The following is a 24,942-nucleotide window of genomic DNA, read 5'->3' as shown; positions in this document are numbered from 1 at the left end:
CACAAAAACGCCTTTGATAAATCAAGGCGCTACGCAAATCAGTTATATCCTCGCTCTCCAAAAGGTTGGAGTTGATCAAGCCATTTTTGTTCTAGGTTTTTTAAGGACTCCTTTTCATTAAAATAAGGATCGCTTTCATCCTTTTTTAACGCCTCTAACACTTCGATCGTAAATGCATCTTTACCAAATTCATTCCACTCAGCCTGCAATTGTTTATTAAAATGCGTATTATTATTGAGAGTAAATTTAACCCCATTAATCGTTTTTAAATTACGTGTACTTTCAACCAATACCTTTCCATTGGTATTGTTTTTAATTTGATAGATTCCTGCAATGACTTCTATTTCTTGATACTGTTGTTTCAACTCTTTTTTTCTATCCATCTTGCAACACTCTCTTTCTATTTTTTTACCCAATAGGCACTTCCATCAGCTTTCCGGTCGAGCAGTCCATATTCAATTAAGTAACGTCTAATTAACACATAGTCTTCATAAATTCCCTTTAATACTTCATTTAGTTCTTTCTCTGTATAATTAACATTTCCCTTGAGTCGTGCTGCAATCGCACGCAACACGACAACGCGTTGTTTTTCTTTTGGTGGGAATTTATTTAATGATCCTGTTAATCCGTCAGTAAAATACTTTTCCAATATTTTTTCCTGCTCTTCCGTTGTCACGGCATAGCGATCATCCACCATTGTCGCATGTTTATGTGGTGCAACAAAAGCTGGCGCATATTGATCTTTTTCCTTTAGTAACTCCATAATGGCAAGCGTTGTTTTCGCCTGTCTCTCCTTCTCTTTTAAAACAAAACGATGATGACGAATCGTTGAGCTACTACCAATTCCCATATCTTCTTGTACTTCTTTATCACTTTTCCCTTCATAAAAATGGCGAAGTAACATTGTTTGATGTTCGGTTAAGCCTGTTAATTTTTTATCTAGACCAAGCAAATAGTCGAATACGGAGCCGTGTGTTTGTTCAATATGTAAACGGATATAACGTTTTGCCTCATAATAAACATCGTCTTTTGGATAAATAACTCCCTTTTCAACATGCTCTCCACATAACAGGCATGTATATTGATTTTTATCCTCTACATAGCCGCGCTTCATTTCATCTAATGATGCATTCCAAAATGATTCTAATTGGTTCATGTGTTGACAACTCCTTATTACAAACAACTTATTTAATCGTTTTAAAATATACAAACATATAATTATTTAGTTTGTTCATTTAACTAACAATTTATCAAAACGTTTATTTTTTGTCAATAAAGCTTAACGCAAATCTCCTTACGACAAAAAAGTTTAAATATATAAAAATACCGAACGACTATTTTCCCTTTGTAAAGAATATTATGAAGAACACTACATTTTACATGGGGGTAAAGCTATTTGGTAAATGTGAAAGCGATTGCAACATTTCAACAAATTGGTAACGAAATTTATCGTACAAATACGTACATTCAGTTTGGAACTTCTAGTCAATCCCTCGGTGCCGCAGTTATGTTGAATCCTGGTTCTGCCGAGTTAAAGGGAGAAGCAAGACGGAAGCTTTTTCAAACTGGAGCACATACAGATGAAGTAAATCTTGATCGCACTATGAAACAGCTTGTGAAATTTATGCAAAGAACACACACTAAACTAAACGGCAGATTTTACATCTACAACTTGTTGTATGTACGGAACACGATTGGAAAAGAAGCGATTGCCTTATTTGAATCATTAAAATCTACAGGTAACTACCCAACGATCACGCGACCTTCTTTAAGTGAAATTCAACGTCATCCTTGGATTTTAATTGGATGGGGCGTAGAACGAGGTAAAAATTCTGGGTATTATGAGTTAGAAAAAAAGAAGTGGTTAGAGTTAATTGAGGAAAGTGGCATACCCTACTTTGGTGTATTATCTAAAGATAATGAATATTATCATCCTAGCCCAAAAGGTCCTACAAACTCAGAACGGATTGAACAGCTAGTACATGCATATCAAACAGAAATTAAATCCAGTATTCAACCATAATTTAATATGGCCATTGCTGTTTTTGAATATATTCGCGGCTTACAGTAGTAGGCCGCGTTTTCTATTTAACTTTCTACGCGAACAATCCGGATGAAACACCATGATCTAGTAGTTCGTGGTCCTCTACACACAAATCATGATGGAACCATACAAATGAACACTTTATAAAACATCCTATCCTTGGCGATATACCAAGTATGTACAAACGTTATACATTATCTGTACAATAAGCGTTTGTTTTTTTTGAAACTACCTTACAAAACGCATTTTTCTTTGGATAAGTAATCAGCAGTATATATACCTGATAAAGCAGCATTTTCAATCTTTGAAGCAACGTCTCCTTTTATACTTGAAAATGCATCGCCACAAATAACAAACGGATGATGCGGATTAACATCTAAGTACGGTGCTTTAATTAAGTTATATGCTTGTGCATAACGCCAACGCTTAACTTGATAAGGAATATCCCACTCTGTTCTATCCGCAAATACTACTTGTAAGTGAGGCATAATTTCTTTCAAAATCTCTGTATCGCTCTTTTCAAAATGTGTTATGGACCATTGGGGATCCAGATGGACAGTAACTGAACTTTCTTGACTAATCCCTTTTTGTCGATTATCTGCAATCCAAGCAATTACACCAGGAACCGGTTCATAAAGATACTCATTTTGTAATGCAAAATCATCTTTCATTGACAATAGCAGTGTGAGGCAATTCGTATAAGAAACGTCTGCTAGCTGTTGGAAGTCCTCCTGATCAATCTCATATTGACTACGCTGAAGAATTTGAAGAACTTGCGGTGTGGGGCAAGTCATTATGATAGATTTCGCTCGGATCGACCGACTTGTATTATTCATTAAATCTCTCATTGTCACAACATAGTCTCCATTTTCTTGAACAGCTACCGTTTCTGCCAAAAGATTGTACTCTACTTTATGAGAGTGAGCTAAATGTTTAGCTAATTGATTCATTCCGTTTACAGAGGCATAACGTGGATGCTCTTTTGAAAACCAAGGAAAGACCCAGCCTTGCTCCACCCATTTTTGAACTTTTTCCTTAAAAATATTACTACGCACCGTAAAAAACTGCGCTCCATGATCAAACTTCCCTTGCTCAATCCTCCTCGTAGCCAATCGACCTCCAGGGCTACGACTTTTATCAATGAGCAATACTGTTTTGTCACTATTTTCTTTTAGTTTTTCCGCTGCCATTAACCCACTTATTCCTGCTCCAACAATTAAAATATCTACCTCTTGCAACATCATCCACTCCCCTTATTTCTTATTATTTATTATGATTCTTGCGGCATGATACCCACTTAATCCTGCAGATAATGTACCTGGACCAGGGAATGATTGTTCTCCTACCAAGTACAGATTTGGGTGTGAGGACCTTACACTTTTAGGCTTTAAAATTGCATTTGTTATAGTTAGAGGAAAACCACCGACCCCTGCTTTTCCAACATAACGTTGATAGGTCAACGGAGTGCCCGCTATTGCATATTGAAGGTATTCCCTCACAGCTACCACTTCTTCAATTTCAGTTAAAATTGCGTTTGTTAATTGCCTCTTTTTTTCTTCATACACATCTTTCGAATAGGAAAGCCATACTTGATTGTGTATATGTACGGAACAAGTCATTGTTATTTCATCTTCAATGATTTCGCCTTTTTGGTTGTTTGTCTGTTGAAACGTAATATAGATTGGGCCATCAATAGCTTGCTTAATCTCTTCCCCGGCAGAATCCGTTGCAATTTGAAATGCAAAAGGGAGGACCATTTCGTTTAATTCCTTTTGCCAAACACTTTTATGTAAAACGGCATCAATTCGAAATGCCCCCCACAAAGATTGGTTGTGATCGGCATGACTTGTACCAGGTCCAAAAGAGACGCCTGTATTATTAATAACGAAATCATAGAAGGAGGAATGCTTTTTACTCGTTATATGCCAGTCCTTGCTATTATTATCGTAACGAAGACTGCTCACAGGTGAGGATAGATAGATTTCACCACCACACTCGCGAATTTTATCAGCTAACACCTGGCTTAGCTGCCCTATACCATTTTTCACATGAAAGCTTCCTCTTCTATAAATTGTTAAGGCAAGACTAGAAGGTAATAATGCCGCCTCCGTTATATCCGTTTGAGCTGCATCTAGCAGTTGTGCATTTAAAAAACTTCTTAATGGAACATAGGAAGCCAACTCATGCTTACGTAGCAAATCTTCTACCGTCCAACTAGCATAGCGCCCTAAACGCAGTAGTGAGAGTGGATGGGTAATTAAGTATTGCGGCATTTTACCAAGATCAGTAAAGTGACGAATTGGCAAGGAGACACCCGACGCAGTTACGCTATGTACGCTTTCACCTAGGAAGGTCAGCTCGTCCCAAAATTGTTGAACTTCTTTACTCTTTTCTGGAAAAGCTAACTGTAATTCCTCATTCCAGCGCTTTGTATCTTGATAAATAGAAATTTTTCGATCCTTTAAAATTACATCCATTGGGTGATCGAGGTTTTCGATTTCTAATTCAATTTGCAATTGTGCTAAAAGGTTTTGTAGCAAACCATGTTCCTCTAATCCAAATGCCAGTGTTGCACCGGTTGGAAAGCGACGTCCTTTTCGATGATACCAGCCAGCAGAACCCCCTACAGTCGTTGCTTTTTCAAATACACTTACTTGATAGCCATTAACAGCTAAAAAAGCTCCTGCCATTAAACCACCAATCCCAGCTCCCAAAATACCCACTGTTTTGCCCACGCTTTTTCCACCCTTCTTTCACATACTTCGTTTTAATAATTTTTAGTTACTTTTCTAGGATGCTAGCAAATTTTAGGTCTCTCTAAACGGAATGATATATTTTCAATCGACTTGGCATTTAACTTTAAATGTGACGATTTGATTGCGCCCATTATTTTTCGCTTCATATAACGCTTGATCCGCATTGGCAATAAGCTCCATCATGTCGGTATTCTTATTTGGTATCATCGTGGCCACACCGCAACTAACAGACACGATATCTTCCACTAGTGAATAAGCATGCGGAATGCCCTTCTGCTTAATGGTAGAGCACATTCTTTTAGCTAGTTCTAGAGCAGCTTGGGCATCGTATTGCGGTAAAATCACAGCAAATTCTTCCCCACCGTAGCGGGCAGTAAGACAAACCTTTTCATTAAAACTTTCTTCAATTATGTGCGCAATTTGTATTAAGCATTGATCTCCTTGCTGATGACCGTAGTAGTCATTATAAGTTTTAAAGTGATCAATATCGATTAGAATTAAGGAAATGGGCTCTTGTATATCTGTCAACATAAACCATTTTTCTTCTAGATACTTATCAAATTTTCGTCGGTTCGCAATCCCTGTCAAAGGATCCTCCATTGACAGCTGAGCTAACTGTTTCTCTCTATTTTTACTTTCTGTAATATCCGTAAAGATCGCTACATAGTTTGTAATTTCTCCATCATCACCATGTACTTCACTAATATTTAAAAACTCAGGGTAGATTTCGCCATTTTTTCGTTTATTCCAAATTTCCCCTTCCCACTGCCCCCACTCCTTTATGTCACGCCAAAGTTTTTGGTAAAATTGGGTGCCCTGTTTGCCGGAACTAAGAATGTTTGGTTTTTTCCCTATTGCTTCCTCAATGGAGTAACCAGTAATTTTGGTAAATGCTGCATTGGCAAGTAGGATATTTGAATTTTGATCGGTGATAATGACTCCCTGAAGTGTATTATTAAATACTTTTTCATATAAAATTCTTGCATCTTGCTCTTTCTTTCGAGCAGTGACATCCTTTTGAATACCGATAAAATACTCTAGCTGATTATTCTCATCAAAAATGGGTGTAATTTGTAGTTCATTCCAAAATAACTCTCCGTTTTTACGATAATTTAATAGTTCAATTTCACATGGTTGTTGCTCACGAATCGCTCTACTAATTAATTCAACATCTTCCGGCTTGGTTCTTTGGCCCTGCAGAAATCGACAATTGTGACCAATAACTTCCTCAGCACAATAACCTGTAATATCTTCAAAGCCTTTATTTACATATATTAGCGGGTTCCCTGGTAAACGTGGATTACTAATCACAACGCCAACTCCGGTCTGATTAATTGCTTTAATTAATAACGATACATCCCTATCTAATTTATTTATCATTTATTATTTCACCCACTAGCATTTTAGTTATAGAGAAATAAATAATTACTTAAAAAAATTACATTTAAATAATGATGGTTTGTTTATTGACGGTGATTCTAAATATTCCACTATACGTTTATATTATCTTTTTTAAAAAGTTTATACAAAGATTATACAAAATTCTAATTAAAAACAATCAAAAGTAGCTATTTGAGCGAACATCGTACAAATTTATACGAAAATAAAAGCTAGGAAGGTTTTTTGTTCCCTCCTAGCTTTAAATTATTTCAACTTATCTCTAGCATGTTTACGCATTCGATCCACCAAAAATCCACCTTTAAAAGACTTTGGTTCATAGGAAATCATAAATGCTTTTGGCTCAATTGATTCTACTAATGCAAATAACTCTTTTTCACGATTACGCTTTGCTAAAATCTCATATTTATAGCGTTCACTATCTCGACCTTCGCCAACATAGGTTGTCACGGCAAAACTGTTTGAACGCAAACTATCAATCAACTCTTGATTTTTGTTCTGTGTATTAATCGTTACGTAAACATAGCCAATCGCCAATTTATTTTCAATTTTTGTTCCAAGAAACATCCCTAGTCCAAATCCCACAGCATATACAATCATAGCAAGCAAACTTTGATCTCCATTAAATACTAAGGATAGCCCAAATACATAAATGAGCATTTCCAATATCCCGAATATCGCAGCAAATAGCGTTAAGTTCTTAACTAAAAAGATTGTTCGTAATGTTAATAATGGAACGTACACTAGCTGAAGTATTAAAATCAATAAAATATTTGTCATACTCTCGCCTCTCATCTTATTGTTGTTATACTATTTTTTACCCTGAAATAGGAAATGTACTCATCATAACTTACATAGAACATGAAAAACAAGTATTTAGAAAAGGGAAGCACGCCCGCTTAGCTCTGAAAACATATAAAAAAGGACATGCACAATACGCACTGTCCCTCTATGCACTCGTAACCCATCGATCCTTTACCGTCATAATCGCTTCATCAATATAACCTTTAATTTCTATAAAATAATGGCTTTCCTTTATTTCAAATAAATCACCCTTGACGATACTCAAAAAGGTTAGCAACTTATGTTCATCCATCTTGGCATGATTGTAGTTATCCATTAAATCCTCTAATAATTCTGTGGAAAGTTTATCTAAAAAGCTTTGTGCCCATAAACGTTTATGTGATAGTATTTTTAAAGCTTCATCCTTCCCAAGAATCGTTGTTAAAACGAAAGCTATACCATAAAGTTTTTGTTTTTTGCCAATTCGCTCTAACAGAAGCTTATCCGTATGTTTGTTCTTCTGAAGATGATCTTTTGCATATTGCAAGTAAATATAAAACACTTCATAGGTTGGTAAACTTTTTGCTTCTCCTTTTCCTACAAAGTACGAAAATGTATTTTTATAACGATACAACGCATGGACTAGCTTCAAATTTCCATAACTAGCCTTTTTCTGAATCTGTTTAATAATCTTATCCGAATTCACTTCAACCATTGCCTTATCACCTACAACATCTTGTGTTTCCGACTCTATAAATAGCAAAACATCATTTACATAAGGTAAAATAAAGTGTTCATGAATTTTTTTATATTGGGTTACTTTTTCTTTACTTATCAAAAAGAAATGCGTCAAAATATATGTAATTAACGTAATGATTAATAGGCTAATAAAAGTCATATTCATATGCATCCATTCCCCACTTTTTTAAAATTTAGTAGACTCATAAATAGTATTTAATTTATATATTCATTTTCTACTTAATTTATAACTAACTTTTCTACAGTACCAAATCTACTATAAAGTTAAGGACGGTTTTTCATTTGAGACTTTGGCATATCGATACCATTCCATTCCTCCCTAGAGGTCAACTACTAGCACAATGGCGAGAATTAAATAGCATTTTTAAAAAAGAGGATCAACATATTTTAATTAATTATATTTATGAATATGAAAAAGTAGATTTACTACTTTATACAAATGAAGTTTTAAACGAGATGAAAAAGCGTGGATTCAAAATTAAAACATTCGACAAGTTACAAGCTTATTTTGAGGGAATTGAATTGCCAGAAAAACCATATAAACCTTTTACTAAGCATCATAATGACGAGTATTTAGAAATTTGTTATTTTAATTTAAAAGAAAAATATATCCGTGGTCAAAAGGATTATGATGACAACCTTTTTCATCAATTGAATCTATTTTATCAAGTGAAAATTCAAAGCAAATCTTAATAGAGCCATTAGTTTTATTTCCTAATGACTCTATTTGCTATTTCAACAACTCTTTGATCTCTTCAATTTGACTAAGGTGTCTTTGTTCATGAAAGCCCACAAATGAAATCCATTGCACTAAAGACAATTCACCAAACACTGGATGATGCATCGCTTTTTTAGCTAATACTTCTTCATTCACTGAATCTAAAAGAGTAAGTAAGGATTTCCTTGATTGAGATAGCTTATTTTTTAATTGTTCAATGGTTTGAAAATTATTTGTTGGAACAAGAGATTGTGGAGCTTGTACTTTAATTGAGCGATCGACTGTACGGTGGATAGGTCTTAATTTTACGATTTTGTCTTCCCCCTCTTTTAACTTCTTTTGGATGCCATCCACAACTAATTGTTCCATTAAATATAGATGTTCTAGAACTTGTACAATCGACCAGACGCCTTCTTCTAGCACCTGATTTAACTGATCATCTGTTAACCCATTCACACTTTCCCAAATGGCTTCACGAATCTTACTATTATTCTCCATCTAGACACCCCTACTGATCATCTATTGTTCTTTTTTTATCCCCATTCTGAATACTATGAAAAAGATTATGAAATTAGAACATAAAAACAAAATCAAATTAAAAAAGAGAGAACTATGACAGCTCCCTCTTGTTCCATCTTCAATTAATAACAGTTGAAGAACAGAATATGGTTACGATTAATGGAATCGTAAACCCAACCTCTTCTTCCTCTCCATCGGAATCCAATAATTTGATTTCCTGTTACAAACATGGGGTAGAACCAAAAGCTATTCCCATTTGTCATCCATATAAATGTATTACGGAACATACAACGTCTAATTCCTCTTACGCCACCTTGACGAGAAAATTCTTGTTGCTGGAATGTAGACATTTGTGGTGTAAAATTCGGTGGGGGAGAAGTTGGTGGTTGCATTTGTCCTCCAAATCCCCCTCCGCCACCTGGAAAACCAGGTACTCCTGATGGTCCACCGCCTGGAAAACCAGGGAATTGCCCCTGCCCTCCTCCAGGGTAACCAGGTCTTTGTCTTCTTCGGCGTGGGGATTCATCGAAAAAATTATCATTATTAAACGGGTTCACTTCATCATCCTCCTTTCAAACTAAACTACCTTCAATTTATGTCAAAAAGGAGTGCCCACGCAGGTTGTTTATCCCTATTAAACTATATATTTATAAAGAGATTAAAATTAAGAATAAAAGTATGGTTAGTATGTCTAGTTCAAAAATGACCTCTATACTTATTAAAGTAGATACTATTCTAAAAACAATCGTTATATAAATTACCACCCATAGACTTTCCAGGTGAATCCCTTCTCATATAGAAAATCCACCTGTAAGACGAATATTATTTTAAATTATGAATATCTTTTAACGACCGTTCATTTTCCCTTGCCAAATTTCATCCCTCCTTGATTGACCTAACAACTTAGAAGGAGCTGAATTCTTGCTTCAATTTGTTATACCGAAAGAAAAATATAGTCTCTGTCTCGTTAATCCTGGTAAAAAAGATGTTCAAGAGGTGTATCTTAAATATGGTGGCCACGCGGTAGATGGTACTATTTTTTACGACTTTGAGCCTATTCAAATGCAACTTGAACTTCTTTATGGTGAAAGTTATGCAATTTTAGAAGATTACCATGCGTGGGATTTAGATACAACTTTCTTTTATGAAGTTCTTTATGTATCCGAAGATGGAATTATTCTAAAAAAATTCTTTCGAAAAAATTTAGATAATGTAAGCGTTGCAGAGTCACACCCTCTATTTACAACCTCTATTTGGGAAGTTGAAGAAACTGCAAGCGAATATATTAATGCAGAAGATATTGTTCAAATTGTGACGAATGATATTTATGCATCAAAAGTACCTACTAAAAATAGTACTTACCGTTACTTACTAAATCGTAGTGATCTTTTTAAACAATTTTTTACTGACTTATATGAAGAAATAGATAGCTTTTATCATGGAGATCATCGCTATTCGAAACTAAAATTAGATTTTCGCTCTTTTTTATACACACAATATGGCCTACAATTAGAGTCTTCAGAGGAATCCGAAATTATCCTTTCTAATTGTGTAGCGATTATGCGAAAACTCCATCTGTCCCAAACTCAAATGGCGGAATATTTTATGGAGTATATTTTATAGGCGAGATTTACACACCTTTTCACATAAGTGGAAAGGCTTTTTATTTTCTCTATACCTTTTCTGTTCCCTATTCCTCATAGGTCTATATAAAAAAAGTCCCATTGCAAAAGAATATGATACGTTTTTTCCTGCAATAGAACGTAAAATACCTATTAATTTTTTCCTGTTCTCTAGAAACTTTTATCGAAAAATCGATAATATTGTGAAGATTTTACTCATAAGTTTTTAAAAAAATAAATAAAATGTCTACAGGTAAAGGAGGTAATGGACATACTCTATATCTTTTTTTTAATCACTGTTAGTTGCTTAATCATTGCATTATGGAAAAAACGTTTTGCTTTATTAATAGTACCCATCATTGTCATCGCCCTTTATATGGTAGTAGAAGTTATTCTCGTTCCAGCTCCACTATTAGATACCGTAAAGTTTATCTTCAGTCTACAATAACCACACCTTCCTACTTTTGATTTACCACTTCTGTAATAGACCTTTGATTTGTGAAATTTTCCAAACGGTTGATGCCATATTTAAAAAGTTACCACGTTTGATATAAATGTTTTCTTTGTCTTGTAATCGAGGCAAAGCAACATATAAAACTTTTTTAAAGGGGGAAATGTACAAGGAACGTTCTTAAACATCCTGTAGATTGGTAGACTGGGGAAATTTTTAAACAGGGGTGATATGGTGAGAAAAATCGAAAAAAGTGTAGCAGATGGTTACTTCCGTGAGAAAACCACTTATATGGTTATTTATTTTATCATCTGGGCGATTGTTTCGTATGGTGTGGTGCTATTTGCCGAGCCACTTAGCGATGTTTATTTTAACGGGTTCCCATTACACTACTTCATGGGCGCACAAGGAGCATTAGCAACCTTTATCATTTTACTTTTTGTCAATGCAATTGTTGGGGACAAAATTGATAAAAAGTATGGAATCGATGAAAAGAGAAACGAAGAAATTGGCAGCAAATCGACTACCGATCATTAAGGGGATCTATTCTGACTTAGAAGAGGGGGATGATTATTGGATTCACAATTTATAGTGTCAATGGCAATCATTTTAGCGACATTTGCCTTGTATATCTTTATCGCTGTTTATAATAAAGCGAAAGAAACTTCAGATTTCTATGTTGCAGGCCGTGGTGTACCAGCGATCTATAACGGGATGGCCATTGGTGCCGACTGGATGAGTGCTGCTTCCTTCATCGGTATGGCCGGAACAATTATGATGCTTGGCTACGATGGGCTAGCATATATCATGGGCTGGACGGGTGGTTATCTACTATTAACCTTCTTACTTGCACCACAATTAAGGAAATCTGGAAGTTATACCGTTCCTGAGTTTATTGGAGATCGCTTCAAAAGTAATACAGCACTTATCATTGCGGCCCTTTGTACAATGATTATAAGTTTCACATACTCAATTGGTCAGTTATCTGGTTCAGGGGTAGTAATTGGTCGTCTATTCGAAATTGATGCAAAACTTGGCACAATGATTGGTGTAGTTTTAATTGCTATCTATGCCGCATTCGGTGGAATGAAAGGGATTACATGGACTCAAGTTGCGCAATATATTGTGTTAATCATTGCTTACCTAGTACCTGTTATCTTCATGTCACTCCAAATTACAGGTAACCCACTTCCTTGGTTATCTTATGGAGACATTGTAGGAAAATTAGGTGAGCTAGATCGAGAGCTTGGTTTAACAGAATACTTTGCACCTTTTGAAAAAGGAACTAAATGGCAATTCTTAGCGTTAATGTTTACCTTAATGGCTGGTACAGCGGGGCTACCACACGTTATTGCCCGCTTCTATACGGTTAAAACTATGAAAGCAGCTCGTTGGTCAGGTGCTTGGGCGCTATTATTCATCGGGTTATTATACTTCTCTGCACCTGCTTATGCTGCATTCTCACGTTTTATCCTAATGACTCAAGTAGCTGGAAGTAAAATTGCTGCGCTTCCTGCATGGACAAAATCTTGGGTTGATACAGGGAAACTACAAATAGCAGATACAAGCGGTGACGGCATTTTACAATGGAATGAATTAATTATTGCCAACGATATCGTTGTAATGGCAACACCAGAAATTGCAAACTTAGGTGTCTTCGTAATTGGTTTAGTAGCAGCTGGAGCTATGGCGGCTGCATTATCAACTGCTGGTGGTTTATTAATTGCCATTTCATCTGCCTTTGCTCATGATATTTATTACCGTGTATTAAAACCAACAGCTTCTGATAGACAACGCTTAGCAGTTGGACGTATTACAATTATTGTTGCTACACTATTAGCAGGAATCGTAGCACTTAACCCACCTGGTGCGATTACACAAATTGTTGCTTGGGCATTTGCTTTAGCAACTGGTACCTTCTTCCCTGCATTAGTTCTTGGGGTTTGGTGGAAACGTTCAAACGCTCAAGGGGTAATTGCCGGCTTACTTGTTGGTTTAGCCGTTACATTAGCCTATATCTTTGCAGCTAAATATGGTGGCTTTACAATACTAGGTATAATCGATACTGGTGCAGGTGTGTTTGGTGCGATTGCAGCATTTGCTACGAACATCATCGTTTCCCTTTCAACAAAAGCACCATCACAAGAAATTCAGGATGCTGTAACGAACCTTCGCTACCCTGAACAAATGACTTACAAAAACGGCGAAGTTTATATGGAGGATTAATTAGAAAAGCGAAAGGCGCTCGCCCAGCTCCGAAAGAAACTGGAGACTTCCGAGGAGCTAGCGCCTGTAGCTAGACACTGGTCAAACTCCAAAAATTTAAACTTCCTTATCTTAAAAATAAGGCCTTGTAGAATGATTGAAATCTACAAGGCCTTAATCTGTATTATTTACTTTCTGTATTTAATGCTTGTTGTTCCATTTCCATTAACTTTTCAAACGGAATCACATTATCACCAGATGGAATACCTATAGGGAATTTAATTTGCTCATTTACTTTTGATTTTGATTGATCAAAGAATAACTTAAGACCAAGCGTTTCGCCTTCCATTGTCATTGTAATATCAACGTTCACTACATCGTACCCAATATAGTTATCTTGTGTAATGACAATATGCTCATCAAATTGATTAATCGTTAAAAATTTATTAATCTCAGAGACTACTTCATCTAAATTAAATTCTTCACTTGAGAATAAATCTTTCGTTAACGCAATATCCTCTGGCGTAAATCCTAATGCTTTCACGTATTCTGGGTTTTGTGCAATTAATTCGAACATTTGAGGTAGTAGTTCATTAAATACTACATTTACGAATGGTTTTAATGTTTCGTTCGTTACCTCAAATTTAATTACTTTATCCCCTTCTACACCTGTTGGTACCACAACAGAATCTAAAGCTACTTCTTTATAAAAATCATTACCAAGTAAATCTACAAATAGATTAATAATATCCATACCAAGTTTTGTTTGTAAATTCATATCTAGCGCACTGCTAGGTTGTCCTGCCATTTGTGTAAGCTGTTGAAGATTTAGTTCAATAAACTTACCTTGAAATTCTTGTGGTAAAGGTAACAGTGGAGAATTCGGTAATTTCACCCATATTTTATCTTCTGTCATAACCATTGGAATCGTAAAGGTTGTTTGAACATCACCTTTAATTGTTACGTCAATATTTGCTTCAAAATGCATAGGGTCTTTTTGATATGCACCTGAAATTTCAACATTGATATCTTTTAACATATCAAATAATGCTTTATCTTCTGGTGTTGTTACAGCAGACTCTGGGAAAAGAATACCTAAATTCATTTTTCCATTGAATTCATATGAAGATAAATTTTGCTCATTTGCATACACTTCTTTTAAAAGATCTGCAACTGATTCTGATTCATTTTCTGTCTCTGTTTCAGGTTCAGTTGTATTTTGTTCTTTCAAATTTAATGCTCGATCTAAGAATGCAATAAATTCCGCACGAGTTGTTGGTTTTTCTGGCTTAAATGCTCCATTTGTATAACCTAAAGCGATTTTATTCGCGTATAGTGCATCAATTGTATTGTAAGCACTATGGTTTTTTGGAACATCTTTAAATAATGATGTACCATTTCCTTTTAAATCAAATGATTTTGTTAAAATTGTTGCTAATTGAACGCGTGTAATTGGTTGTTTTGGTTCGAACTTGCCATCAACACCAATCATAATGCCGGCATTTGTAACTGTAGCGATCGCTTTATACGCGTTATCGCTTTCTTTAATATCACTATAATTTACAGGCTTCACATTCGTTGTATCTAATTTTAAAGCACGCGAAATAATAATGGCTGCCTGTTCACGTGTCACAGTGTTGCCTGGACGGAATGTTTCATCCTCGTACCCGCTTATAATGCCTGCTTCAACGAATTCATTGATGATATCTGATGCCCAATATGTATCACGAACATCTTTAAACGCAGCATCTACTTTTGGAACTGATAGAGCAAAGATTAGTAGAAATGCAACTAATGATGGAAATAATTTTGCTAATTTCATATGTGAACCTCCTATTAAAATATTAAACCTCATTAATTGTAACATATATTTTTCCTAAATATCTAAATACTTCCTACTAAATTAGAATATAATTCCATTTACTTATAGGGAGAATAATAACTTAGATGAAATTTTGTAAGGGGATGAAACTTCTATTCTTTCAAATCGTATAATAATTATCTTTAACTTTTAACTTTTTATTACTTATTTAGAAAGGGCGGATTGTTATGTTTGATAAGTTATTTAAAGCGTTATTCGGAGGAGGCCGTCGTTACTCAAGTAGCCGAAGAAAGTATTCCCATAAGCAAAATTATTATGGACACAAGCATTATAAAAGAGGATATAAACGCAGTTCCGGCATGTTCAGTTCTAAAAGCTTTTTTAGCTCAGGTAGTTTCTTTGGAAGTTAAGCATGCTTAGTTTACTGGCAGAAACAAAATATCATAAACACGTTAAGGCATTTTTAGAAAATAACACGGACTATCGCTATATTGAAGAACTGGGTGTCGGTTCTTATGGTGTAGCCTATTTAATAGAACATTCAGGGTCACACAAAAAATATGTCTTGAAACGTATGAAAGCGAAACACCGTTCAAAAGAAAAGCTTCGTCAAAAATTCAATTTAGAAATTCAACTTTTAAAAGAGATTGGGTTGCTGAATACGCCTTCTGTCATCTCGCAAGGTGAAATAGAAAATATTCCTTTTTACATTATGGATTTTATCGAGGGTCAAACTTTCGAACAGGCGATTTTTCGAGACGGCAATACATTTTCACTAGACCAATCATTATCCATCACAAAACAACTCCTTGAATATGTGGTGATTCTTCATAATAAAGGGATTGTACATCGTGATTTGCGTATACCGAATATACTCTTTAAAGATGATCAACTTTACATTATTGATTTTGGCTTAGCTTCCTATATAGATAAGAACATTCAATCAGAAGTTATTGATAACCCGAAAAGAGCGCAAAATCATATCAGTGATTTATATTTCATAGGGCACTTTCTACTTTTTCTACTTTATTCCACTTATACACCTACCATAAAGAAAGAACGAAGCTGGCAACAAGAATTACAATTACCAGAACCAGTTGTACACTATATAGAGCGATTATTACTTTTAGGTGAGCCATTTTCTAGTGCAGAAGAAGCCCTCTCCTTAATGCCTCTCGAATACGCAAGCAGCACCCGCTAATTTTGTTGTGGTGCTTTTTTCTTTATTTACGTATTACTAACAACTCTTTTTGTCTAAACTAAAAATAAAAACATTGGAGAGAGCGAGTAACATGTTAAAATTAGAAACAAATATTGAAGGTAAACATGCACAATTTGGCGTAATACGTGATCAAATTAAAGAGTCCGGCTTTACTTTAGGCAGTTATTGGGATTATGATAAAGGCTTTTTTGACAATATCCTGTCAAAAGATGATGCGGAGAGTATTTATTTACGAATGCCTTTTAAAGTCATTGATGGTCAGCTTGATTCGTACAATGCACATATTAGCTTCGAAACACCGTATGTAATTAAACATATTGTACACCTCGGTTTAGAACACGATGGAAGTTCCCTAGCAGATGCTACTGGTTTTAGTCAATTCCAAACCCCTATTGATAAAGATGGACCAATCGAGGATCAAGTTCGATGGATTAGAGCTGGTGAAGAAGTTATTGCGAATAACGTGCTGCCCTATTTAAACTAACTTGTTAAAAGCCCTGAAACGTATGAGTTTATCACTTACACGTTTTAGGGCTTTTTTAATTTTCGCTATTAAAATATTGATTCACTTGTTCGTAGACAAATTCTGTATTGGGGATTACTTCATTTTTAATTTTTAATGTGGTCATTCGATTAATTAATTTGGCTAATTTATCTTCTAAATTTCGATTCAAATTAAAGCTAACACCATACGAATAGACATTTGGATGAACGTCTTCAATCCATCTTAAGGCGCCATAAGCTTCAATGACTTCATTTAAAATTTTAAATTGAAATTTAAATTTCATGTTGGAATTCACAGGTAACTTCAAATTCGATAAGACCTTAACCCCTCCGAGACCAATGTTCGCCACTAGTATTGGTGTCGATCCTACGTTTACTACTTGATTATTTACTTCTGCAATCGTCATTCTTCCTCGAACGTGGAACGGTAATTCAAATCGATAAAATTTCCGATTTTCCCTTAGACCCGTTTTTCTTTTTGCTCTATACTGGGGTTTTAAATAGCCTACTTGAATGATTTTTTCATACTGACTTTGAGGAACAGGCTGTGAAAATAAGAAACCTTGAATAATATCACATTCATTTTGCCTTAAGAACTCTAATTGTTCTACTTCCTCTACCCCTTCAGCGACAATTTGCATTCCGAGTCGTTTCCCTAAAAACAGAATGGATGCAATCACAGCTTTATCTGATTCACTTTGAGCAGCAATATTTTGAATAAATGTCTTATCAATCTTAATGGTGTCTGGTTTAATTTTTCTAAGTAAATCTAGTGATGAATAGCCCGTTCCAAAATCATCGACTGATACTTTCACACCAATATTTTTTAATTCTTTTAAAATTGATAAAACATTTTGATCTGTTTTTAATAAGGAGCTTTCTGTAATCTCTAGTTCTACGTATTTGGGCTCGACCTCATATTTTTTTAGTTGTTCCTCAACATATTGAACTAACCCTTTTTTCATAAAACGGATCGGCGAAATATTGATCGAAACAGGATAAAGTCGATATCCGCTCATTTTCCATTCATTTAATAATGCGCATACCTTTTCAATTTCCCAATCGATTATTGTATTCACCATATGATTTTCTTCAGCAAGTGGGATAAATTCTGCAGGTGAAATATCACCCCATTGTGGATGGTGCCAACGTATTAAAACTTCTGCTCCTACTAAAAATCCCTTTTGAGGCTCAATTTGTGGTTGGAAATATAACTCAAACTCTTCGTTTAAAATCGCATTGCGCATATCTCGGTCGAGTACATACTTTTTATATGAAGGAATATCTTTAGAGTGTGAATAAGGCTGATACGTATTTTTCCCTTGGCGCTTTGCCTGATATAATGCAGTATGAGCGTTTTCAAGTAAAGTTTGGCGATCTTGTCCCTCTTCTGGATAAAAGGTAATACCTATACTTGTGGACAAATGTAAAAGATAATCTTGTATTGTAAATGGTTGTTCAATCGTTTTGTTTACTTCTTCTGCGAAATGATAAATTGCATTTTCACTTTGGAAATTTTTGATGACCATAATAAAATCATTGCCATTTAATCGGGCTAGGTATCCATCTTCCGGGGTTAACATCGAAAATCGTTGAGCTATTAGTTTTAATGCCTCGTCTCCGATTGCATAGCCTAGTGAATTGTTAATAACATTAAAACGGTCAATGTCTAAATAAAATACCGCAAATGGTTCTTCTTGTCGGCAAAGGAAGTCTAACTTTTCAAACAAACTTTTTTGGTTCGGTAAGTTCGTAAGCGCATCGTACTCTTCTAAATAATTTAGTTTTTCCTCTATTTTCATTTCATGCGTGATGTCCGTGACGATTCCAAAAATTTGATTGACTTCTTTTTCCGAATTAATACGTGGCACAATTTGTTCTAGTAACCATTTTGTTTTGCCATCACCACTCTGAATACGGTAAATCATTTGTACGGTTTTACCCTTCGATACTAACTCAAGACTTTCTTTCACTTCTTTTTGATGGAGTGGATGGATCATTCGTTGCCAAACGGTTGCATCTTCATAAAACTTCCCTAAAGGAATTTGGAAAAGTTCTTCCAAACCTTTTGAAGCATAGACAAATTTTCCGTTAACGGAATCTCTCATCCAAATGCCTGAAGACAAATTATCAAATATATATTGCAAGTTATTGATATTATCTTCTAAGGAAAGTTCCCTATCATTTATTTGTGTTTCTTTCACTAGCGCTTTATTTGTTGATGTACTAGCTTCACTTTTCTTTAATAAGAGTGGGTTTATTTGAGGATTTTCTTGAATTGTAGATTCCTCTATCCCTTTATTAAATAGCCGTTTAAAAATGCTGGATTTTCCTTTTCCTGGTTCCATTTTCTCCACTTCTTCCTTCATTTTTTCCTGATTCGAAATAAGTAGTTATTTGAATAATAGTATAAATGTCTTTAGATTAGAATAGGAGAATGGGACCAAAGCGGAAATTCCTTACATACCTCCCATGTCTTAGGAATAGAAAAAGCTAAAGAATCGTTGAACGACGCCTTTAGCTTTGTCTTCTAATTTAAATGTACTTATATAAACTTCCATACACTTAGCTTTCGTTTTTATGTTAATTGTTGTTCTGCATATTTGCGGTAAAGTGCATGATTTTGAATTAATGCTTCATGCGTTCCAATCCCTGTGATTTTGCCCTTTTCAATAAAAATAATCTTATTTGCGTCCACAATTGTTGATAATCGATGGGCAATCACAAAGGTTGTACGTCCTTCCATTAATCGAGATAATGCTTGTTGAACGATACTTTCGGAATAAAGTGAAACTTCAATCCGTGGGGGTTTTCTTCATCCCCCACGGATTGTTAGTTGAACCAATCGGGCTTTTACGGGCAGTTGATCTCCCACCTATCCTTTTTGTTTTACTTAAGTCTTGAGGTGGGGGTCTTTACTGCCCGTTAATGCGGGATAAAGGGGACGCCACTTTCTGGACATCCCCTCTACCTTAACTATATTGGTGCTGATGTAACCTTGCAAATATGCCGTTTTCTTCAATTAATTTGTTATATGAGCCGTCTTCTTCTATTCCGTTTGGTGTTACGACAATCACGCGATCAGCATCTTTAATTGTTGCCAGTCGGTGTGCAATGACAAGCGTTGTCCGGTTTTCAGCAAGTTCGGCTAAAGATTCTTGAATAATCTTTTCTGTTTCTGTATCAAGAGCAGATGTCGCCTCATCCAAAATTAATATTGGAGGGTTTTTTAAGAACATCCGCGCAATGGCTAGTCGTTGTTTTTGTCCTCCAGAAAGCTTCAGACCACGTTCACCAATTTGCGTATTTAGTCCGTCCGTTAAACTATTAACAAACTCCTCTAAATGTGCTTTTTTCAATGCATAGATTATTTCATCTTCTGTAGCATCTCGTTTTCCATAGGCAATATTTTCGCGGATTGTGCCTGTAAATAAGAAGACATCTTGCTGAACGATTCCAATTTGCTCACGTAAAGAACGCTTTGTCATATCTCGTACATCGATACCGTCTATTTTAATGGAGCCACTATTTACATCATAAAAGCGCGGAATCAATGAACAAATGGTTGTTTTCCCTGCTCCAGAAGGCCCTACAAAAGCGGTCATCTCCCCTGCATTTAACTCAAAGGAGATATTCTGTAAGATCGCTTTATCTTTTTCATAATTAAAGCTCACATTTTCAAAGGCGATATCTCCGTGTAAATGTGGAACATCCACTGCCCCTTCTTTATCTTGTACTTCTGGTTGCTCATCTAACATCTCTTGGAAACGTTTAAAGCCGGCCATTCCTTTTGGATATAACTCCAGTAAGGCGCTAATTTTATCAATTGGCTTAATTAACACATTGGTATACAGGACAAAACTAACAAGCTCTCCATATGAAAGTTTTCCATTAAAACTTAACCAAGCGCCCATCACAAGAACTACTAATGTTAATAGACGTGTCATTATATAAATACCCGAATGCGTCCCAGCCATTACTTTATATGCGTACAGTTTTGCGGTTTTAAATAAGCCATTTTGTACACGAAAACGTTCGATTTCAAAGGTTTCATTGGTAAAGGACTGCACGACTCGAATTCCTGCAACGCTATCTTCAACCCGTCCGTTTACATCAGCAATTTTACCGTACATTTCTTTCCATGCTGCATTCATTCTTTTATTGCTATACGTAACAATCCAAATTAAAAATGGTACAACGATTAATGCCACAAGTGCTAATGTAGAGTTCACATTAAACATAATGGCAAAGGCACCGATAAAAGTCATCACAGCAATAAAGAAATCTTCCGGTCCATGGTGCGCAAATTCGCCAATATCAAACAAATCATTGGTAATGCGACTCATTAAATGCCCCGTTTTATTGTTATCAAAAAAGCGAAATGACTGCTTTTGAAGATGATTGAACAAATCTTGACGCATATCGGTTTCAATATTAATTCCTAGCTTATGCCCTAAATAGTTTACGATGAAGTCTAAAATAGTACTCAATACATAAACAAGTAACAAAAGAATACTAACTTTTACAATCGTATCCCACTCGTTTGTTGGGAGTAATTTGTCAATAAACCATTGGACCGCGATTGGAAAGGCTAATTCAAGAATGGCCACAATAATCGCACTGGTAAAATCGATAATAAACAATCGTTTATGCGGTTTATAGTAAGAGAAAAACTTAGAAAGCATACATATCCCCTTTTCCTTTCGACTTTCGAAGTATTTTACTATTTTACCTTAAAGGGGATTCAATTGTTAGTGTTTTGTATTTTCAGGTTTACTAGTTTTACAAGATACTAAGTGTCTCAGTATTGTGGGCACTTGTCTCAATTTGTGATTACTTACAAGCCCTAAAATTACTTTGCTCGCTTTGATAAGAAAACTTCACGAATCATGTCCTCATCAACAGGTGCAATATTGTTTTTCATATTCGCAGCTCCAAAAGAATGTTCAACGATGATCTCTAATTCTTCAAGCGGAATACTAAGTTCGTCTAATGTTGTACGTAAAGCTAAGACTTTTTTCAATTTATTTAATGCCACTACTAACTCATCCACATTTTCAAACCCTATTTTCTGAACTTGTAACTCTAACAACGGTTTATGTTGCACATTTATTTTAAACCAAGCATCTAACGTAAACGCACAAGCTTCTGCATGAGGTACACCATAGCGAGCTGTTAATATATATGAACAAGCATGTGACGCAGTTGTACCCGTTTGAGAGAAGGCTAGTCCTGCTAAAACTGCTGCTAATGCGAGTCTATCCTTCGCTTCTGTATTACCCTCAACTGCACTTTCTAGATTTTCAAAAGCGAGTTTTGCCGCTTCGATTGCAAAATGCTCCGTTAATGGGCTAGACTTCACACTTCCTAAAGAATCTAGAGAGTGGGCAATGATATCAATCCCTGAAATCGCCGTAACATGTTTCGGACAACTATAGGTAAGCGATGGGTCCACTATTGCTAGTTTTGGATATAAAAGAGGTGAAGTAAATGCCCTTTTAATATCTTTTTCCTTCCAACTGATTACAGTAGTACCAGTCACTTCACTACTCGCCCCGCTTACAGTAGGAATGGCAATCAGTGGTAAAGCTTCAGTAATTTCTTTTCCCTCAATTAATTCCATAGCGGTACATTCTCCTGCAACAACTGCACATACTGCCTTAGCACAATCGATCACACTGCCCCCACCAATTGCAATAATGTAATCGACTTCGAATTCTCTCGCTTTTTGTGCACACATCTCTACATTTTGAATCGTTGGATTTGGTTCAATATTGCTTACAATACCCGCAATTTTCCCCTTGCATTTTAATACGAGTTCTTCTGCTACACCACTTTTAACAATTGAGTTTGTTGCAATCAAAAGTGCTCGTTGCACCCCTTGTTGTTCTAAATAGACATCAATATTATCTAGCTCACCTTGTCCAAAGATGATTTCTGTTGGATGTTGATAACGCCACATACATAGCCCCCCTATCAAGTACATAAATCTATAACTAGATTAACATTCCTCTTGTAGGTAATTCTACTTATTCTTACAATTTCACTTCTTACTTCCATATAATTCATGTATACTGATTAAAAAAATAATAGAAATAACTAGGGGTGCCCAATAGCTTGGGCTGAGAAAGAAACGCGCTTTAAGTTTCTTGACTCTTTGGACCTGATCTGGATCATACCAGCGTGGGGAAGTTAAATATACATAAGCTTTTTAAACTTCTGCATTTAAAGCCGGGTCCTTCCTTTTTTAGGGTCCGGCTTTTTTATGTACTTGTTTTCTTGCCTACTTGTCTTGCTCTAGATTTCGTCCTTATTTCTAAAGGAGAGAATCAAAGTGTCAAAACCTTCATTAAATGAAAAAAGCATTTCCATTATGTCTAGTTTTTCAGGGAGTAAAAAAGTCTATGTAAGTGGTTCAAGACCCGATATACAAGTTCCAATGCGAGAAATTTCACTAAGCCCTACTTCTGGGACTTTTGGTGATGAAGAAAATCCACCTGTACGTGTATACGATACGAGTGGACCCTATACAGATTGTCATTTTACAGCTGATATTTCAAAGGGTTTGCCTGCTATTCGAAGTAACTGGATTGTTGAACGTGGCGATGTTGAAACGTATGAAGGGCGAGCAATTAAACCGGAAGATAACGGCTATAAAGATATGAATGACCCTCGTGCCAATCAAAAAATTTTCCCTGGATTAAAACGCAAACCATTACGTGCAAAACAAGGGAAAAATGTAACTCAACTGCACTATGCAAAACAAGGTATTATTACGCCAGAGATGGAGTTTATCGCGATTAGAGAAAATATGGACCCTGAATTTGTACGCAATGAAGTAGCAAATGGTCGAGCAATCATTCCATCAAATATTAATCATCCTGAAACGGAACCAATGATTATCGGACGCCATTTCCATGTCAAAATTAATGCGAATATTGGAAATTCAGCAGTTTCTTCGTCAATTGAGGAAGAAGTTGAAAAAATGACTTGGGCTACACGTTGGGGCGCTGATACCATTATGGACCTTTCAACAGGGAAAAATATTCACACAACTCGGGAGTGGATTATTCGTAATTCCGCGGTTCCAGTTGGTACAGTTCCAATTTATCAAGCGCTTGAAAAAGTAAATGGTATTGCAGAAAACTTAACATGGGAAGTGTTCCGGGACACTTTAATCGAACAAGCTGAGCAAGGTGTCGACTACTTCACAATCCATGCCGGTGTGCTATTACGCTATATTCCTTTAACAGCGAAGCGTCTAACAGGTATTGTATCTCGCGGTGGATCCATTATGGCGCAGTGGTGCTTACATCATCATAAAGAAAATTTCCTTTACACACATTTTGAGGAAATCTGTGAAATTATGAAAGCTTATGATGTTGCCTTTTCTTTAGGAGATGGCTTACGTCCTGGATCGATTCGCGATGCAAACGATGAAGCCCAATTTGCAGAGCTAGAGACTTTGGGCGAATTAACACAAATCGCATGGAAACATGATGTCCAAGTGATGGTTGAAGGACCGGGACATGTACCAATGCATTTAATTAAAGAAAATATGGATAAACAACTTGAATTGTGTAAAGAGGCACCGTTCTATACGCTAGGACCTCTTACTACGGATATCGCTCCTGGATATGATCATATTACTTCTGCAATTGGCGCAGCAATGATTGGTTGGTATGGTACGGCGATGCTTTGCTATGTAACACCAAAAGAACATTTAGGTTTACCAAATAAAAATGACGTTCGCGAAGGTGTTATTACGTATAAAATAGCAGCACACGCCGCCGATTTAGCAAAAGGACATCCTGGAGCACAAATACGCGACGATGCTTTATCAAAAGCTCGTTTTGAGTTCCGCTGGCGAGATCAGTTTAATTTATCTTTAGATCCCGAACGTGCGATAGAATATCATGATGAAACATTGCCAGCTGAAGGAGCAAAAACTGCCCACTTCTGTTCAATGTGCGGGCCAAAGTTTTGTAGTATGAGAATCTCCCAAGATATTCGTAACTACGCAAAGGAGAATAAATTGGAAACGGCTGAAGCTATTGAACAAGGAATGCAACAAAAAGCAGAGGAGTTCAAAAAATCTGGTAGTAGTATCTATCAATAAATTAATGCATTTTAAAAGAC

At 35.8% G+C, this 24,942-nt stretch carries 22 protein-coding genes, 1 pseudogene and 1 riboswitch; of the genes and pseudogenes, 9 read left to right on the top strand and 14 right to left on the bottom strand.

Annotation, left to right across the window (positions count from 1 at the left end):
- Positions 1 to 38 precede the first annotated feature (38 nt).
- Both EK386_RS15060 and EK386_RS15055 read right to left on the bottom strand, forming a co-directional pair.
- On the bottom strand, positions 39 to 383 hold the full coding sequence (locus EK386_RS15060; protein ID WP_126660009.1) for a GIY-YIG nuclease family protein: 345 nt from the start codon (positions 381 to 383) through the stop codon (positions 39 to 41).
- Positions 384 to 400: 17 nt separating this feature from the next.
- Complete coding sequence (locus EK386_RS15055; protein WP_126660008.1) at positions 401 to 1,156, bottom strand: DUF2087 domain-containing protein; 756 nt, start codon at positions 1,154 to 1,156, stop codon at positions 401 to 403.
- A 249-nt stretch (positions 1,157 to 1,405) separates the two neighbouring features.
- On the opposite strand from EK386_RS15055, the gene EK386_RS15050 reads away from it, so the two are divergent.
- Positions 1,406 to 2,023 carry a DUF1643 domain-containing protein gene (locus EK386_RS15050; protein WP_246027689.1) on the top strand — a complete coding sequence of 206 codons (618 nt, stop codon included), beginning with the start codon at positions 1,406 to 1,408 and terminating at the stop codon, positions 2,021 to 2,023.
- 254 nt (positions 2,024 to 2,277) lie between these two features.
- On the opposite strand, the gene EK386_RS15045 is transcribed toward EK386_RS15050, so the two are convergent.
- From EK386_RS15045 to EK386_RS15025, 5 genes are all read right to left on the bottom strand, one after another.
- Positions 2,278 to 3,285 carry an NAD(P)/FAD-dependent oxidoreductase gene (locus EK386_RS15045; protein ID WP_158674445.1) on the bottom strand — a complete coding sequence of 336 codons (1,008 nt, stop codon included), beginning with the start codon at positions 3,283 to 3,285 and terminating at the stop codon, positions 2,278 to 2,280.
- Positions 3,286 to 3,297: 12 nt separating this feature from the next.
- Positions 3,298 to 4,779 (bottom strand): phytoene desaturase family protein, encoded by a 1,482-nt coding sequence (locus tag EK386_RS15040; RefSeq protein ID WP_126660005.1) that lies wholly within the window; start codon positions 4,777 to 4,779, stop codon positions 3,298 to 3,300.
- Between the two features lie 102 nt (positions 4,780 to 4,881).
- Positions 4,882 to 6,180, bottom strand: coding sequence for a sensor domain-containing diguanylate cyclase (locus EK386_RS15035; RefSeq protein ID WP_126660004.1), 1,299 nt, complete (start codon positions 6,178 to 6,180; stop codon positions 4,882 to 4,884).
- A gap of 264 nt (positions 6,181 to 6,444) precedes the next feature.
- The gene (locus EK386_RS15030) at positions 6,445 to 6,978 is read right to left on the bottom strand and encodes a DUF2179 domain-containing protein (protein WP_126660003.1); all 534 of its coding nucleotides are present in this window, start codon (positions 6,976 to 6,978) and stop codon (positions 6,445 to 6,447) included.
- Positions 6,979 to 7,147: 169 nt separating this feature from the next.
- Entirely contained in the window at positions 7,148 to 7,879 is a 732-nt protein-coding gene (locus EK386_RS15025; RefSeq protein ID WP_143965250.1) for a hypothetical protein, read from the bottom strand.
- A gap of 143 nt (positions 7,880 to 8,022) precedes the next feature.
- Here EK386_RS15025 and EK386_RS15020 point away from each other — a divergent pair, with 143 nt between their 5' ends.
- A complete protein-coding gene (locus EK386_RS15020) occupies positions 8,023 to 8,433 on the top strand; it encodes a pyrimidine dimer DNA glycosylase/endonuclease V (RefSeq protein WP_126660001.1) in 411 nt (136 codons plus the stop codon).
- 37 nt (positions 8,434 to 8,470) lie between these two features.
- Here EK386_RS15020 and EK386_RS15015 read toward each other — a convergent pair whose 3' ends face one another.
- Positions 8,471 to 8,956, bottom strand: a complete 486-nt coding sequence (locus tag EK386_RS15015) for a DinB family protein (protein ID WP_126660000.1) — start codon at positions 8,954 to 8,956, stop codon at positions 8,471 to 8,473.
- Positions 8,957 to 9,099: 143 nt separating this feature from the next.
- On the bottom strand, positions 9,100 to 9,534 hold the full coding sequence (locus tag EK386_RS15010) for a hypothetical protein (RefSeq protein ID WP_126659999.1): 435 nt from the start codon (positions 9,532 to 9,534) through the stop codon (positions 9,100 to 9,102).
- 364 nt (positions 9,535 to 9,898) lie between these two features.
- Here EK386_RS15010 and EK386_RS15005 point away from each other — a divergent pair, with 364 nt between their 5' ends.
- The 4 genes from EK386_RS15005 to EK386_RS14990 all read left to right on the top strand — a co-directional run bounded on the left by EK386_RS15005 (position 9,899) and on the right by EK386_RS14990 (position 13,276).
- Entirely contained in the window at positions 9,899 to 10,600 is a 702-nt protein-coding gene (locus tag EK386_RS15005) for a hypothetical protein (RefSeq protein WP_126659998.1), read from the top strand.
- A 264-nt stretch (positions 10,601 to 10,864) separates the two neighbouring features.
- Entirely contained in the window at positions 10,865 to 11,047 is a 183-nt protein-coding gene (locus tag EK386_RS15000) for a hypothetical protein (RefSeq protein WP_126659997.1), read from the top strand.
- A 237-nt stretch (positions 11,048 to 11,284) separates the two neighbouring features.
- Positions 11,285 to 11,587 carry a DUF4212 domain-containing protein gene (locus EK386_RS14995; protein WP_126659996.1) on the top strand — a complete coding sequence of 101 codons (303 nt, stop codon included), beginning with the start codon at positions 11,285 to 11,287 and terminating at the stop codon, positions 11,585 to 11,587.
- Between the two features lie 36 nt (positions 11,588 to 11,623).
- Positions 11,624 to 13,276, top strand: coding sequence for a sodium:solute symporter family protein (locus tag EK386_RS14990; RefSeq protein WP_126659995.1), 1,653 nt, complete (start codon positions 11,624 to 11,626; stop codon positions 13,274 to 13,276).
- A 163-nt stretch (positions 13,277 to 13,439) separates the two neighbouring features.
- On the opposite strand, the gene EK386_RS14985 is transcribed toward EK386_RS14990, so the two are convergent.
- Entirely contained in the window at positions 13,440 to 15,077 is a 1,638-nt protein-coding gene (locus EK386_RS14985) for an S-layer homology domain-containing protein (protein ID WP_158674444.1), read from the bottom strand.
- 412 nt (positions 15,078 to 15,489) lie between these two features.
- On the opposite strand from EK386_RS14985, the gene EK386_RS14975 reads away from it, so the two are divergent.
- On the top strand, positions 15,490 to 16,278 hold the full coding sequence (locus EK386_RS14975; RefSeq protein WP_126659992.1) for a serine/threonine-protein kinase: 789 nt from the start codon (positions 15,490 to 15,492) through the stop codon (positions 16,276 to 16,278).
- Positions 16,279 to 16,369: 91 nt separating this feature from the next.
- A complete protein-coding gene (locus tag EK386_RS14970) occupies positions 16,370 to 16,783 on the top strand; it encodes a YugN family protein (protein WP_126659991.1) in 414 nt (137 codons plus the stop codon).
- A 55-nt stretch (positions 16,784 to 16,838) separates the two neighbouring features.
- Here EK386_RS14970 and EK386_RS14965 read toward each other — a convergent pair whose 3' ends face one another.
- The 4 genes and pseudogenes from EK386_RS14965 to EK386_RS14950 form a co-directional block, all read right to left on the bottom strand.
- Positions 16,839 to 19,151 carry an EAL domain-containing protein gene (locus tag EK386_RS14965; RefSeq protein ID WP_158674443.1) on the bottom strand — a complete coding sequence of 771 codons (2,313 nt, stop codon included), beginning with the start codon at positions 19,149 to 19,151 and terminating at the stop codon, positions 16,839 to 16,841.
- 230 nt (positions 19,152 to 19,381) lie between these two features.
- Positions 19,382 to 19,585, bottom strand: a pseudogene (locus EK386_RS14960) (multidrug ABC transporter permease); the annotation flags it as partial.
- Between the two features lie 190 nt (positions 19,586 to 19,775).
- Complete coding sequence (locus EK386_RS14955) at positions 19,776 to 21,488, bottom strand: ABC transporter ATP-binding protein (protein WP_126659989.1); 1,713 nt, start codon at positions 21,486 to 21,488, stop codon at positions 19,776 to 19,778.
- A gap of 167 nt (positions 21,489 to 21,655) precedes the next feature.
- Positions 21,656 to 22,765, bottom strand: coding sequence for an iron-containing alcohol dehydrogenase (locus tag EK386_RS14950; protein WP_158674442.1), 1,110 nt, complete (start codon positions 22,763 to 22,765; stop codon positions 21,656 to 21,658).
- Positions 22,766 to 22,894: 129 nt separating this feature from the next.
- Positions 22,895 to 23,010: riboswitch (TPP riboswitch) on the top strand.
- Positions 23,011 to 23,176: 166 nt separating this feature from the next.
- On the opposite strand from EK386_RS14950, the gene thiC reads away from it, so the two are divergent.
- On the top strand, positions 23,177 to 24,922 hold the full coding sequence (gene thiC, locus EK386_RS14945) for a phosphomethylpyrimidine synthase ThiC (RefSeq protein ID WP_439331240.1): 1,746 nt from the start codon (positions 23,177 to 23,179) through the stop codon (positions 24,920 to 24,922).
- Positions 24,923 to 24,942 lie beyond the last annotated feature (20 nt).

Origin of the sequence: Lysinibacillus antri (assembly GCF_003977595.1) — a bacterium.
In the GTDB taxonomy this organism is placed as follows: domain Bacteria; phylum Bacillota; class Bacilli; order Bacillales_A; family Planococcaceae; genus Ureibacillus; species Ureibacillus antri.
The sequence above is the reverse complement of the archived record's forward strand: the minus strand, read 5'-3'. Positions and strand labels throughout refer to the sequence as shown.